We start from the raw sequence: 16335 nt of genomic DNA, 5'->3' as shown, positions 1-16335 counted from the left end.
TTGTTTTATTAATGCTTGTTCTTTAGTCTTTTTAACTCTCTAATTATTTATAATAATTTTAATCTATCTGTCATATATAAACTGCTTTTTTATTTTTTCATCTAAACTTAGAAGAACGTTTTTAATTAGAGGAAATATAATGGAATAAATATCTAAACAGTTACCATATAACATACTTTTTATGCCTCTTTAAATCGCAACTATATACTTTCGAACAAGCTATACAACGCATGGTACAATAAAGTATATAGTTACGTTTGTTTTTGTTAAATCAGTTCACTTCAATTTCATCAATAAGCATATACGGTTTCCTTCCGGCTGCAACATGCCCTTTAGGAAGAACGGGAGTACGTTTGATAACTATTTTTACATATCGTGCTTTTACCGGTTCAAATTCTACTTCGTATTCCTCAATACCTTTTTTCTTTAAATTTGTTTCGGATGGATAGTTCTTATTTGCCACTTCGCGAAATGCCACCTTGTCATCAGAAACGGAAACAACCAATCCAAGACTTCCCATAATCCAAGAATCCACATCTATATAAGCGCTTGTTATAACACGACTTACATCCTCCATTTTGCCAAGATCTATTATTGCTGTTACATCTCCATCAATAAAACCGATCCATTCACCCGACGTACAACTTTCACCTCCTTTCATTCCATCCACCAAAGTTGGTGCACCTCCATAAAAGAATCTCTTCGTTGGTTTTATCATCTCTAATTCAATAGGACAGCCTGTTGATTTTCCAAGTGCTAGTTTTTGACTCATAATCCGGCTTTTACCTTCTGACCTGAAAGTAACGGCACGAATTTCCGTAGTATGGTTGACGATGATTGGCTCTATGTATTTCTGAGAGTTTATCGTCGGTTCCGTACCGTCTAAGGTATAATAAATCGGTACTTCATCAATTGTATTTAGAGTAGCCGTGATTGTCTTTTTTTCTGCATTCAACGTAAAATCTCCTTGTACGTTAAATATATGTTTGGCATAATTTAAACTGTCTCTTTTATAGAGCTGTATAAGTGGTATCAAACGTTTTGTAAAATCTTTGTAGTCTTTTTTGGTGGGATACAACCACTGTACTTCGGACAATGCTGCCATACGAGGAAGCACCATATACTCTACGTGATCTGTAGTAGCAATATACTCTGTCCACAAATTGGCTTGTACCCCCAAGACATGTTTCGCTTGTTCTTCCGTAAGTGAAGCTGTCGGTTCGAGGCTATATACTTTTTTCACAGGAACATATCCTCCAATAGCAAGTGGCTCTTCATTTATATCAACAGTCTGGTAATAATCCAGATAACAGTGCGTATTGGGTGTCATGATGACATCGTGCCCCATCTGTGCTGCCTTGATGCCACCTGATGTTCCACGCCATGACATAACCGTGGCATTGGGAGCTACATCTCCATCTAATATTTCATCCCAGCCGATAATTCGCCGTCCTCGTTCATTGATGAATTTCTCGATACGGGCCATACAATAACTTTGTAAGCGGTCTTCAGCACTATGTTCTTCGTCAGCTCTCAATCTTTCTGTCTTAATACGTGCTTGGCATTTAGAACAGTTTTTCCAATGTACACGCCGCGCCTCATCTCCGCCGATATGAATATATGAAGAAGGGAATATATCTATAATTTCTGTCATTACATCTTCAAGAAATAGCATGGCCTGTTCATTTCCTATACATAGTACATCTGGAAAGATACCCCATCGCTGACACACGTCATAAGGTCCCCCCGTACAACCAAATTCCGGATAAGATGCCAATGCGGCAAGCATATGACCGGGTAAGTCTACTTCTGGAATCACTGTAATATACCGTTCCTGTGCATATCTTACGATTTCCCGCGCCTGTTCCTGCGTATAGAAACCTCCATAAGGTGTATCATCATATTGATTTGTGTTTTTACCTATCACAGTACGCTTACGTATGGAACCTATTTCTGTTAGTTTGGGATATTTTTTGATTTCAATGCGCCAGCCCTGATCATCAGTCAGATGCCAGTGAAAAGTATTCATATTATGTAAAGCCAGTAAGTCAATATACTTCTTGACAAACTCTATAGGAAAGAAATGACGACAAACATCCAGATGCATACCTCGGTAGGAGAATCGCGGTTCGTCTTTAATACAACCTGACGGTAACAGAACCGTTGTTACTCTGGTTTTAGCAGGAATAGACTTTCTTAAAGTCTGGATGCCATAGAATACTCCTTGCTCTGTTTTTCCGTCAATTTTAACACCATCTGAGGTAATATTCAGTATATATCCTTCTTTGTTTTCAATATTAGGATTAAGCCCAAGTGCTATAGCATTATTCACTTTTGTACCAGAAGTAACAGTTTTTACTTCAAGAGTATATCCTAGGGCCTCCTGAAGGTATTCGGAAAGGAATTCGGCGTTCTTTTTCAACAGAAGATTATTTTGGGGATAGGTAATAAGAGTCCCTGTATTCAAAATGAACGGCTTTTCGTTCGATACCAAATTAACTTCTTGTGGTAAAGGAATTACTTGATAGTTGGCCACTTCTTTTCCATTGTTACACGAAGTGCAAATCAGTGCCAAAATGCTTGCAAAGAGCATACGATTAACTTTTTTCATACATAAATCATTATTAGTTTGTATTTGAAAATTATTATTTCTCAATTGGTTTGGATGGATCACCTGTCAACAAATTGATGGTTTCGGCTTGTATGGTTGTGTTCGGATTGAAAGAACTACTTAGCATATATTTTTTTAAGCTGTATAAAAGTTGACGGGCTACCGGGCGTTTATTCATATCTTTGTGAAAGTCAATACCCGAAATTAACAATTTGCCGGCTCCTACTTTCACTTCAAATAGTAATGCTAATGAACGATTAGTTGTCCAGTCGTCGATAACACGTATAATAGGAGATATTTCTTTTGACAGTTTTTCTATATGAATGGCTCCTGAATGGCTCATTGCATCCCACCATTGATAATTACTATAATAATCGGTTGGAAAATCGGCCAGGGCCGGATGGTGGGGGTTACATAAAATACCTAACGTATGAGGAGCTTGTCCTTTAGTCCAAGCTGTGTTCCAGAATATACTGGAGAACCCGACTGATACATCACCACCGAAATTTTTGTTCAATGAACCTTGTTTCAACGACAACAGTGCCTTACCTCCGGCTTTAAGGTATTCAATGGTTTTAAGATCCAATGAATCAATGAGCAGGAGTGTTTTATCCCATATTTGCTTTTGTGCCGGATATACCCAGAAATCCCAATCGTTGGTATATTCATTGATGGTTACTTCCAGATTCAGCCGGCTGGCTTCTTTAATGGAGTTTAAGTTGAATGAAATGTTACTTAATGGCAGGCAATTACCGATTTCTAATTTTTCAACGTAGAATCGTCCTTGAGCCATATTACGACCGTCACTGTCTTTAATGCTCCAGGATATGTTTGGGCGTTTCAATTTCTGGTAATAATTGGCAACTTCCACTTGTGCCGTGAATGTTTCGTCATTCTCAAAAATAAGCTTGGGAATACGTGCCAAGGGAACAAGGCTATTACAGAAACGGCTATACCCTTCAGAATCAATATATCCCTTTTCTTCCCAAAACACATCAAGTACCCCTACGAGTGCTGTTCCTTGTCCAGGAAAGTCGTTTAGACCCAATAGTTGGAAACCACCGAATTTCGGTGTACGTAGCGCAGCCTCAATATCGGCTTTATAACACAATGTTTGTAACTTACCGGAAGCTAGTAGAAAACTGTCAGCCAATTCTGATAAGCTGTTTTCAGCAAGGTTTTCTTTAAATATTTCGTAATTTTTGGGTTTGTAGATACCCGTATACTTTCTCATCTCTTTAAAATTGGGATATGCGCACCATTGTCCTATTTCATGGCTGATGATGGGCTGAGTGAACTTATTGGTGTAATCTTGCCAATCGTAAGTAGTAGAGGGCTCTTGGGCATTGATAATACTACGTATACCTTCGCCCCAGCGTTGTATGCGCGGATTCGCATCACTTAGAAAGTCATTGACCGGTAAATTGGGCCATCCTGCAGCTGATGTATAAAGACGACGATTGTCACGAGTTTTCCAATAGGTGACAAATTCGGTCAGATAATCATTCATTTTTTTTCCGGCAGGTTCATTTCCATAAGCCATCATACAAAAAGATGGATGGTTACCATAATTCCTCACAATACATTCCGCCTCCTCTTTGATGAACTCATCGATAGGGTCACCATCACCTATTACCGATGATTGGTTGGCCCATGAGGAACATTCGATCATGAGGTAGAGTCCTAATTCATCAGCAGCCTGAAAAGCAGCTTCAGGGGGACACCATGAATGAAAACGGATGTGATTGATGCCATATTGTTTACATATACGTAATTCACGCATCCATTCCTCTTTATCGGTAGCGGGATAACCGGTTAGTGGAAAGGAGGCACAATGTAAGGTTCCCCGCATAAAAACTGGATGCCCGTTCAACTGTAAATCACCATTTTTTATGCTCCATGTACGGCAACCAAAAGTGATGGTTCTACTGTCCTGTTCTTCTTTTCCTATGCGCAATACACTACTTAGTTCATACAAATTCGGGGAGAACTCATCCCAACTTTTTATATTATTCGGTAACGGTAGTGACAATTCCAGATTATTTTCTCCTGGTTGTATAGGCCGTTTTTCCACCGTCTTTTTTCCTTCTAGATAAAACTCGAAATCAGCTTTTTTACATTTGCCAGTACTATTAAAGACATTTGCTTTTATAATCAGTTTGCCTTCCTCCGGATTCGGATATATCTCCAATTGTTTATAATAAGAGAGTCCTTTGGCTTTCAGATACATATTACCTACAATTCCGTTCCAATTTCCTTGTGTGTGATCGGAAATGGAATGGGAGTTTTCACCCGGGTCTATGTTTCTCACGGCATTATCTATACGGACAGAGATGGTATGTTTGCCGGGGGGTAGTAATTCTGTCAAGTCATATTCATGCGGAGTACTCAATACATTCCGCACACCTGCTTCTTTTCCATCAATCCATACACGGCTTTCCCAATGACAACGTTCGAAAAAAAGATGAATACTTCTTCTTTTCCATGTTTTAGGGATTGTGATATCTCGTTGGTACCATGCTACCCCGGTGTAATATGTGTCGGGTTGTAACCAGAAAGGAACTTTGAAATTATCAGATGTACGATAACGGGCATAGCGTTCTTTTTTAAAAAAGGAATCGTCATTAATACTACCTACCCATGGAGTTTTCAAACCGACAGGATCTCCTTTTTTGTTAGTTTGCATTGAACCGGGTAATTCCACTTGATCATTCAGTGTTTTTAAATACCATTGATCAGTCTCACCTTTTTCCTCTCGATCGACGGCAAAGCGCCATGTTCCCGACAAATCTATAATTTGCGAATATCCTGGTAAACTGAAGAGTAATAATAGGCTCAAAATAGAATAGTGTTTTTTCATAATAATTTTAAATTCATCGTTGTGTCGACTTTTTATATTCTTAGTAATCATTATTAGTGCTGGTTTCATAAATTGAAGATTGCACCACATTATTCTCTTTATTTTCATCAAATATCCACCGTTTGAAAGTAGATGAATCTTCTTGTTTTTATATTCGTTGACAAGAAGCTATGATATCATTTAGCGATTGTGAGATGTTTTATATGTTAATTAAAACTCGTTATGATCGCAAAAATAGAAATATATAAACTATCTATGGTTCATTATTATTCAAAACAAGCGTACTTTTGTACAAAACGATTTTTTTACTATATTCATTATCAAGGTTATTCTTTCTTTGTAACAACTGTTTGTAATATTCTAATTTCCTTTATAACGAAATAATAAACACTCTTTTGGTTTATATGACCACGCTCCAATTGAAAAAGTTTTTAAGCATATATTTTTAACTGTAAAAGGCTGAACGCTTATCCTTATGAAAGTCAATACTCAAGATTGGCAGTTTCCTATCTTCTATTTTTACCTGAAATAGTAATGTCAATGAACTGTTGGTTGCTCAGTCGTTGATAACATGGATAATTAGGAGATGCTTTAGCTCTTAATGTGTGTAAAAGATAGAATTGTACAATATTGGAGTATTGCTGAATAGAAAATGTGTATTAAGCGAAATTCTTGTTTATACTTTTGCAAAATAAAACGCAAGTCTAATTGTTCCCGAAGCGTATATTAACTCCGGTGTAAAACGTTGGTAAAAAAATCTGTTTTTATAACAGTTCCGGAGTAAATGTAACGGATATAGCGTAATCGACTATGAAAATAGTTGACTGAAAAAATAGAATTATTGAAATAAAAGTTCTATATGAGAAGTTGCGTGTTGGCTTATGCGATGTAATAGATGACATTACTTTGCAATAACTAAATGTTTATTAACCTTATATATAGTATTATGAATAGACTTTTTGAGAATGTTAATTGTACGCTTTCTTATTGGATAAGTGTAATATTTATTTTTTTCTTCTTATTGTTTCCTGTCAGTTTTTTATCTTCCCAAACTTTATTGAAACAGGATAATGGTTGTATTTTGGGAAATGAAATACAGGTAAAAAAGCAGGTAGGTTATATCGACGGGAGTGACGGTTTGAAAGGCCTGAATGTACTATGGGATTTTAGTACCTGGAAGACGATAAATGAAAATTATACCATTAAGTCTTTTAATACGGGTTTAAACTCCGTTTCTAAATACGAACATCGTACTTTTTATGATTATCAGTTGGAAGACGATACCTTATTTTTATGCGGATATAAAAATTCTACTGCCCATGTCTCTTATCCTCTTCCGGAAGTTTCTTTAATATACCCGTTAGGATATGGCGATAGTATTTCGAGTTACTTTTATGGGGTAGGAAATTATAGCAGCCGTGTCGGTTTAAAAGTTTATGGAAAAAAAGAGATCCGTGCGGATGCCTTGGGGACACTTGTTCTCCCTTCCGGTGATACAATACCGAATGTTATCCGGGTGCATTCGGAAAAGATCATGCAATATCAATTCGGCTCCGAAATATTTTTAGAATCCGATTCTCTTTTAATTCCTCCGACCGATTCCATCATTGATCATTTATGCAGTGGTCATAATCTGATAAAGACGGATGTTTTTGAATGGTATATGGAGGGATACTGCAAACCTGTTTTCGAGATGATAAAAAACACGTCGTACCAATCAGGGAACCCATATAAATATTTTAGTACGGCCTTTTATCGTCCGGTAGAAGAATCGGATAATCTTAATGACATAAGAACACGATCGGGCAAAAAAACGGAAAAAGACCCTCAAACAAATACTCAGAGTGACGAAATCTTTAATTTCAATCCTTCTTTAGATGCGGGAAAGCAGAATGTATTATTGGAATATAACAGCGTTGAAGGCGCTACTGTTGATGTGATGCTTTTTGATATCCAGGGACGTTTGTTGTTTCATGATAATTTTAGAGAACAGTATTCAGGAAAATATAATCTGTGCATTGATATCTCACGGTATACACAAACGGAGTTCGTCGTGAGACTCGCTGTGAATGAAAAAATATATAGTAAAAAGATATTTGTAAAATGATAGTGCTATGAAACCGTCCATACTTTATTTATTAATAACTGTTTTCAGTGTGTTACAGTTACATGCGCAGACTGTGTCAATGGCCAATCCCAGTCCTGATGCCGCTAATTTAGGATGTGTTACCAATATTCCGGTCAGCCTGCATACGGGAGCGATTAAACCAACGATTGATTTATTCGATTATACAGAAAACGGATTCCATTTATGTGCAAATATGAGTTACTCCATGTCCGGTGCGAGACCCGATCTGAGGGCAGGCTGGGTCGGACGGTATTGGAACCTAAGAGTGGGAGGGGTTATTACCAGGATTATAAATGGGAAACCTGACGAAGATATAAATTACGGGTATTTATATCATGCGGATAAATTAAATGATCTGGATTGGGTTAAAGCCTATACAGATGAAGTTATTGAAAAGTATTGTGACTATTTTATTGATATGGGTGAGCACCCGGACGAGGCACCAGATGATTTTTATTTCGAAGCGAATGGGATCAGTGGGCATTTTTTTATAGGGAAAAATAGAGAGATACACGTTGTAGGACAACCCAATATAAAAGTTGAAATAGATTTTAATGATAGAATGGGAACTCTCTATTATACTGACACATTTTATAGAATAAGGATTATAACGGATGACGGTACTGTATACCATTATGGCGGTCGTGAGGATATTATAGAAAGTTCTCAAGCGTTTTTTGTCGATGGAGAAACACTACCGTACGCAAATGCATGGCATTTGAATAAAATCACATTCCCCAATGGAAGAGAGGTGGTGTTTGAATATACAGAACAGTATATTGATAATTCCTTTTCAGTGTCCCATGTGTATTCCTCTCAGATAGGTTATGTGGGGGCTTTTGATCTGTCGACATTTTCTTCCAAGAATATTATGCGTCATTGTTATTTGAAAAGTATTGAAAGTGATAATATCAAGATTAATTTTAACATTTCGAACTTCTTAAATAACTTGGAAAATGAAAACTGGAAAAAACTGGATGAAATAACAATACACGATAAATTACAGAATCGGACAGTAAAACGTTTCAATTTTAATTATCTTGATGATTACTTGATGACGTTGCAAGAGTCCGGTTCCGATTCATCGATTGTAATACCTCCCTATCGGTTCAGTTACAATAATCAAATTAGTTTTAATGTAAATGAGTTTGTTTTTGGACCTAAAAGGGATGTTTGGGGATATTATAAGGAGGATTGTAATAGCCATTTTCCGGAAAGTCTGGTCGATGATAGAGGGTACCGGTATTTTACATTAAACAAACAGCCCTCTTCGAGTTCTACTAAAACCGGTATACTGAAAGCTATTGAATATCCATCAGGGGGAATAGTCGAATTTGAATATGAACTGAATGACTATTCCAAATACCATTATATCACATCATCTATAAACAGTTTTTTTATGGTAGACAAGGCATACGGAGATGCTGACGAACTAAAAACCACACAGTTAGAAAACGGTGAGATCTTTGAAGTTATAGGAACTGTTGAAGCGGATGTATACTTCGTGGATGAAGGGTTGACACAGGATTATTCCTATTCCACAATATTAACTAAAGGTAAATATAACAAAAGGTTTTTCTTTGAAAAGGTCGGACTTCAGCTTCCGTCTGATGTTATGGAGTCATACCGGTTTTATATTTCCTACAAAGGTTTAAGCGATTCAATGAATGAAAAGTGCGGGGGATTGCGCATAAAAAGTGTCGTCTATAAGGAAAATGAAGATAAAATTGTAAAAAGAGCCGACTATGTATATACCATAGGATATAGGAACGGGGCTGATGTGGCTACAGAACAGTCAAGCGGGGTATTGGGCTGCAAACCCATCTTTGAGTATGCGTTTGCCAAAGAAGGGGGTAAGACTTTATGGTCGATCCCTGTTACTACAGCCCAATTGACAGACGGCAGTCCGGTAGGGTATTCGGAAGTAACAGAGATCATTTCGGATGGGCAAGGAATACAACAGGGGTATACCACTTATTTTTATTCGAATTTTGATGATTATCCGGATCTCAGGCCGATGTTCGGCTTTACAAATGTAGCCGGAGATACGGGGACACGTGATAGCCAGGCACATAAAAGGGGGAAGCTGATACGTAAAGAGATCCATGCCAATGACGACAGACTGGCCCAAAGTGTGGACTATTATTATAAATGCATGAATGCCGATACTGTAATAGCCTTAAAAACGACAGAAGTTCCCGCTGTGAAAAACAACATTGTCACAAACTTGTTCGGTTCTTTTTTTGTTTGTAACAAATATTCGGTATCCAATTTATTGGTGAAGGAACAAAGGTCAGATTATGCGCTTACGCCAACTATGAAATCTGTTGATCAATGTATACAATATAAATACAATAAGTACAATCAAATGATAGAGAAGGATGTGGAAAGTAGCGATGGAAATCATTTGATAACCCGGTATACATATCCGCATGATTATATCGATGTAAATTCGTCTGATAAAAACGATATCTGTATAAAAATGTTTGATAAACATATTATTGCTCCCGTGATAGAGGAGACAAAAAACCGAAACTCTTCACTGGTTGAGAAAACCCGGTCGGAGTATCGTTTTGACAATGAAGTCCCCTATCTATATTCATCGGTAAAAAGTTATGATCCTGTTTCTGATAATTTTCAAGCGGACGTATGTAATACGAAGTGCGATTCAAGAGGAAATACTCTTTGTTCGATATTGGCCAATGGCCTTCAGACTGTATATTTATGGGGGTATAATTATAAATATCTGGTTGCAATAATAGAAAATGCAACATTGGAAGAAGTGGAAACAGTCCTCGGGGAAACATTTGAAAATTATGCGGTCCAATCCTCACCGGATCTATCGAAGATCGCATTGTTGCGTAAGGAACTGAAGAATTCCCGAATAACGAGTTACACATATAAACCTTGTGTCGGGGTTTTAACAGAGACGGATGCAGCCGGTCATACTATATATTATGAGTATGATACGTTAGGACGTTTAATCTCGACGTCTGATGAAAACCGGAACAAAGTGAATGCTTATGAATACCATCATAGAAGAATAACCGATTAATGACTATGGACTTATGAAAAAGTATGAACTTATTATATTTTGCATATTCAGTGTATTTACCCGGGAGGTACTTTCACAAAATGACTCGCAGAACCATATAGTGTCTACCACTTTCTTGGATGAGACAGGTACCCGGAAATTAGATATTGTAAGCTATTATGACGGACTTGGAAGAGAGACGCAGACTGTTCAGAAAAATGTAACATGTACCCAAGGTGATTTGGTCAGTTGCAAGGATTACGATGCAATGGGGCGTGTTTGCAGGGAATGGATGCCTCTGCCGTTTTCCAATAATAACGGTGATTTTATACAAAGCAACACATGGACGGATAGAGGTGCGGACGAACCTTATACAAAGATCATTTATGAGCCTTCTTCCCTGGGCCGTGTATTGAATACTTGGGGAGTCGGTGCGGAATGGCACCGGCGTAAAGGTATTGAGAATAAATATCTGGTTAATGACAATTCCGATTTGTTGTCTGCCGTCTGTTTTGAAGTCGAGAATGACAGACTGAAGAAAAAGGGGAAATACAAAAATAATGAATTATATGTTGAATATACCAATGACGAGGACGAACGTGAAATATATGTCTTTAAAGACAAGTCCGGAAATCTGATCCTGGAGAGACGGGTTGACGGAAGTGAGTATGTGGATACTTATTATGTATATGACGAACGCGGCAACCTTCGTTTTGTACTTCCCCCTCTGGCGGCAGATGCATTGGCCTCAACAGCAGATGGCCTTTTCGAGGTGGAAAACGACAATGTATTGGGGAAATATGCTTATGTTTATAAGTATGATTCAAGGAATAGGTGTAATTATAAAAAGTTTCCGGGATGCGCAGGGATTAATATGGCTTATGATGTCCGTGGGAATTTGATCTTTACAGATAACGGGGAATTACGGAAAAAAAGGTTGATGGAGTTTTACCGATATGATAAATATGACCGAATTGTCATGAGGGGAGTGATCCCCTCCTCGGGTTCTGTTTGGGTGTCCACCCGCTACCACGGTACCTGCGAGAGCTATACCGGTAATACCCGTTGTTATGGATATTCAAACAGCACGGGTTTGAATATAAAGCCGGAAAATATACATGAAGTCTATTATTATGATGATTACAGCTTTCTGAACCTGTTTGGAGACCGTATCGATTCCCTGTCTTATAAACCAAAAGAAGGCTATGGCGTGAAGTATGTCAACGGGGAAGCGGTGCATTTGTCTTCCAACGGTCTGCAAACAGGACACTTAAAGAAAGTTATTGATGATGATGACAAGTTGTTTGTAAGCGCATTGTATTATGATAATAAGAAGCGTCTTGTTCAAAGTCGTACGAATAATTACATGGGCGGATATGATTGTTATTATTATCAATATGATTATGTAGGCAATGTGTTGCGTAAAATACATAGCCATAATGATCCTACTAATACAGTATTTGGTTATGAAGAATTGTATACATATAGTTATGATGCGGCCAAACGTTTAATTGAGTGTAAACACAAGTTGAGGTCAGAGCAAGAACGTTTATTATGTCGTAATTCTTATGATGAATATGGCAGAGTAATAGAAAAATCGTATACGGAAAAATGTAAAACGACGTATGATTATAATATGCGTAATCAGTTGACAAACATTCAGTTTGATGATTTATATAATCAAACTTACGTTTTGACTAATGGAGGTAATATTGAGCGTACTGATTGGTATTGTGACAATATTGATTTTCGTCATACTTATACATATACCTATGACAAGTTAGACCGACTTGTGAGCGCAAAACATACCGCGAATGATGAAATAGCAAGTCAGATAGTTGATTATCAAAAGTATGATGGAAAACCTCTGTATGATGTGCAATATGAATATGACAAACATGGTAATATAACTCATCTACAACGTTTGGGATATACTCGTGAGTATAACGTACGTTCTTTGGATGACTTGACATACCAATATAATGGAAATCAATTGATGTCGATAGAAGCGACAGAGAATGCACAGTATATAAATAATTTCGAAGATGAAGTACATGATGCGGAAGAATGCTTTTATGATTTAAATGGGAATTTGGTTAGAGATAATAACCGTAATTTGCAAAATATAGATTATAATTATTTAAATTTGCCTCAACAAATTTATTATGGTAAACAAGATGTCGGAAAAGTGATCTCTTATACATATGCTACTGATGGTACGAAGTTAAAGACTCTTTACGCAACGGGTACTAATAATATTTTATCTCCGATTGGTGTATTAAATACAAATGTAGATAATGATATTATTTATTCAGATAGCACTGTCTATTGTGATAATAGTATTTATGTCAATGGGAAGTTAGATAAGATTCTCCTTCCGGATGGGTATGTGCAGGTTACATATAGAACGATAAGGGGACGTTTGGTTGCTTTCTATGATTATTATTACACCATAAAAGATCACCAGGGAAGTGCCAGAATAAATATCGCTGAGGAATATTTAGATAATAGACCTTCTGAAGGATGTCGGAAGGCGCTTAGTTATTATCCTTTTGGAAAGGCAATGAATAATTGGATATCGTGGGTTGTTCCCTTCAAAGATCCGTATACATATACTGGAAAAAAAGAAGAAACGATGCATAGTTTGGGTTGGTATGATTATGGGAAACGGTTTTATGATCCCAATTATAGGTTAAGTTTTGTGAGTGTTGATCCGCTTTGTGAAAAGTATTATTCAATTTCTCCCTATGCGTATTGTGCGAATAATCCGATAAATGCGATTGATTTAAATGGAGATAGTATCTGGTATACTATTGATAAAGATATAGTTACAATGCATGTGACAGGCAAGATTATTGATAGTTCAAGTGATGGTATTAACGTAAATCGAGCTGCTTCGGATATTGCTTCTGGTATTTCAGATGTATTTAGTGGAGTATTTAAATTTGAAGGACAAACTTATACTTTGCAAACAGATGTCCAGTTGGATGCAGTTAGCTCAATGGATGATGTTATGGATTCAGATCATTTATTTGTTCTCCGTGATGCTGATGGACAGAGTGCAAGAGGAGCAGTTAACATGATAGGGGGAAAAGTTATAAACTTAGCATCAAGCGACTATACAAATGATAATTGGTTCTCTAATACGTTTTTTTCAAATAATATTCAGACTGCCCTACATGAATTTGGACATGCTGCAGGACTAACTCATGATACTGCTACAGGTTTAAATAATTTAATGAAACAAGGTAGTGGAAGAAACATAACATCAGGGCAAAGGTCTACAATGATATATATGCGAAGTAAAATAAATAATGGACCAAACTATTTGAAGAGATATGCGAAGGAGCCATATCCTTATGTACATGATTCTGAAACAGGGGTTGTATATACTGTAAAAAGTTTACTGAATTGGAATACAAAATATAGGAAGAGATAATTTTATGAAGAAAAATATTGTAATAATATTGTTTGGGGTTCTTTTAGTCATATTTTTCTTTTCTATAAAAGTTAGTACCAATATTTATGTAGGAGATTATTCTTATTCTCCTATGGTTATTGATGTTCAACTGAAAATTGATGATAAATTAGTTCTCGATGATTCTTTGCATAGTTCTCCTTTTTTCCCTACTATACTCAATGAGAAATTAAGATATGGGTTTCATAAAATTAATATATCATCTAAAAAAGCGGATATTGATCAGGAAAATAAAGTTTTTCTTTTTCCTAATCAATACGTCCATATTGAATTTTTTAGGGCAGACACATTAGGTATGGGGGAAGAAGCTTTGGCAGAGTATAATTCGATAATAGAAACTTTTCCGGGTGTATTTAGCAAAAGAATTCCTTCTCGTACTCGGTCCAGTTTTGGGGTATGGACTAATTTTAATCCGTTTTATACAGAATAATTTAAATTTATATGAGAAAGCTAAAGAGAATATTTTTGATTATTTTTTCAGTATTACTTGTGTGTGGCATTTTACAGCAATTGTATTATAGAGTTAAATATGAAGGAAATTTAGTATTTTATATAACTAATGAATCTCCGGCAGATCCTGCCCGATTAGAGATTTTTATAGATGGAATAAAAGTTGTAGATGATAAAATAAGAAGTGTATTTCAGTTGGTAAAACAGTATTCTGTTAAAACAACATTAGGTAATCATGTAATAACTGTTAAAATAGATGGGGAGTTTATTGAAGAGATAAAGTTAAATACATTTTTAGTTACTTTTGTGTCTGTAGAGTATTATGGAGATATCTTGGATAGCACTGATAAATATAGAAAGTACTTTTATATAGGTGTTCACAAATCTCCAATGCTTTTTATCGCTTAATAAAATAGTGTTTTGCAATACATATACATAAAAGAAGAAAAGGGAAATTTTACATGAAAGAAGAACTAACTACAGATGAAAATACGCATTTATTCAATTTCTCCCTATGCGTATTGTGCGAATAATCCGATAAATGCGATTGATTTAAATGGAGATAGCATCTTATACTATTGATAAAGATGTAGTTATAATGTATGTGACAGGCAAGATTATTGATAGTTCAAGTGATGGTATTAACGTAAATCGAGCTGCTTCGGATATTGCTTCTGGTATTTCAGATGTATTTAGTGGAGTATTTAAATTTGAAGGACAAACTTATACTTTGCAAACAGATGTCCAATTAGATGCAGTTAGTTCAATGGATGATGTTATGGATTCAGATCATTTATTTGTTCTCCGTGATGCTGATGGACAGAGTGCAAGAGAGCAGTTAACATGCTAGGGGGAAAAGTTATAAACTTAGCATCAAGCGACTATACAAATGATAATTGGTTCTCTAATACGTTTTTTCAAATAATATTCAGACTGCCCTACATGAATTTGGACATGCTGCAGGACTAACTCATGGTACCGCTACAGGTTTAAATAATTTAATGGTACCAATTAGAAGTGGAATGAATGTAACATTAGGGCAAAGGTCTACAATGATGAATATGCGAAGTAAAATAAATAGTGGACCAAACTATTTGAAGAGATATGCGAAGGAGCCATATCCTTATGTACATGATTCTGAAACAGGTGTTGTATATACTATAACAAGTTTACTGAATTGGAATACAAAATATAGGAAGAGGTAATTTTATGAAGAAAAATATTGTAATAAAACTATTTGGGGGGCTTTTCATTGTGTCTTTTTTTGTTCTCCTTTTTATGAGAGTTAATACCAATATTTATGTTTGGAACTACTCTGGTTCTTCCACACCCATTGATATTCAACTAAAAATTGATGATAAGCTAATTTTTAAGGACTCTTTGCGTAGCTCTTCATTTTTCCCTACCATAATCTGTAAGAAGTTAAGATATGGGGTACATAAAATTGATGTGTTGTCTAAGAAAGCAGATATTAATCAAAAAAGTAAAATTTTACTTTTTCCTAACCAGTACATTTTTGTTGGATTTTCTGGAACCGATATATTAACCTTGAAAAAGAAAGTTTTCAAAGAAGGGAATGATTCAGTAGATGTTTCACAAAAATTACTTATAAAGAAAATGCCAGGTTATCGTCAGCCTGAGTTTTTAATAGAAAGTAAATTTAACCCATTTTATACTCAATAACTTATTTTGCTCTGCAATATGAATAAGGTGTAGGAAGAAAGATAACTCTTTATTCTAAACTATAGTTCATGAAGGGTGGTAGATATTTATG

The 16335-nt window shown here is 36.1% G+C and carries 9 protein-coding genes; 7 read left to right on the top strand and 2 right to left on the bottom strand.

Annotation, left to right across the window (positions count from 1 at the left end; all coding sequences use genetic code 11):
- Nucleotides 1-271 precede the first annotated feature (271 nt).
- Together VCM39_RS21510 and VCM39_RS21505 are read right to left on the bottom strand one after the other, a co-directional pair.
- On the bottom strand, nt 272-2611 hold the full coding sequence (locus VCM39_RS21510; RefSeq protein ID WP_221648489.1) for a family 20 glycosylhydrolase: 2340 nt from the start codon (nt 2609-2611) through the stop codon (nt 272-274).
- A gap of 34 nt (nt 2612-2645) precedes the next feature.
- The gene (locus VCM39_RS21505; protein ID WP_322933605.1) at nt 2646-5471 is read right to left on the bottom strand and encodes a sugar-binding domain-containing protein; all 2826 of its coding nucleotides are present in this window, start codon (nt 5469-5471) and stop codon (nt 2646-2648) included.
- Between the two features lie 946 nt (nt 5472-6417).
- On the opposite strand from VCM39_RS21505, the gene VCM39_RS21500 reads away from it, so the two are divergent.
- The 7 genes from VCM39_RS21500 to VCM39_RS21470 all read left to right on the top strand — a co-directional run bounded on the left by VCM39_RS21500 (nt 6418) and on the right by VCM39_RS21470 (nt 16244).
- On the top strand, nt 6418-7578 hold the full coding sequence (locus VCM39_RS21500; RefSeq protein WP_322933606.1) for a hypothetical protein: 1161 nt from the start codon (nt 6418-6420) through the stop codon (nt 7576-7578).
- Between the two features lie 7 nt (nt 7579-7585).
- Nucleotides 7586-10654, top strand: a complete 3069-nt coding sequence (locus VCM39_RS21495; protein WP_322933607.1) for a hypothetical protein — start codon at nt 7586-7588, stop codon at nt 10652-10654.
- Nucleotides 10655-10667: 13 nt separating this feature from the next.
- Nucleotides 10668-14072: a DUF6443 domain-containing protein gene (locus VCM39_RS21490; RefSeq protein ID WP_322933608.1), complete on the top strand. Its 3405-nt coding sequence runs from the start codon at nt 10668-10670 to the stop codon at nt 14070-14072.
- Nucleotides 14073-14076: 4 nt separating this feature from the next.
- Nucleotides 14077-14541, top strand: a complete 465-nt coding sequence (locus VCM39_RS21485; protein ID WP_413544816.1) for a hypothetical protein — start codon at nt 14077-14079, stop codon at nt 14539-14541.
- A gap of 11 nt (nt 14542-14552) precedes the next feature.
- Nucleotides 14553-14969 (top strand): hypothetical protein, encoded by a 417-nt coding sequence (locus tag VCM39_RS21480; RefSeq protein WP_322934261.1) that lies wholly within the window; start codon nt 14553-14555, stop codon nt 14967-14969.
- 148 nt (nt 14970-15117) lie between these two features.
- Complete coding sequence (locus tag VCM39_RS21475) at nt 15118-15411, top strand: hypothetical protein (RefSeq protein WP_322934260.1); 294 nt, start codon at nt 15118-15120, stop codon at nt 15409-15411.
- 359 nt (nt 15412-15770) lie between these two features.
- Nucleotides 15771-16244, top strand: a complete 474-nt coding sequence (locus VCM39_RS21470; protein WP_025866563.1) for a hypothetical protein — start codon at nt 15771-15773, stop codon at nt 16242-16244.
- The last annotated feature ends 91 nt before the right edge of the window (nt 16245-16335 follow it).

Origin of the sequence: Bacteroides mucinivorans, from assembly GCF_034654355.2 — a bacterium.
Taxonomy (GTDB): Bacteria; Bacteroidota; Bacteroidia; order Bacteroidales; family Bacteroidaceae; genus Bacteroides; species Bacteroides nordii.
The sequence above is the reverse complement of the archived record's forward strand: the minus strand, read 5'-3'. Positions and strand labels throughout refer to the sequence as shown.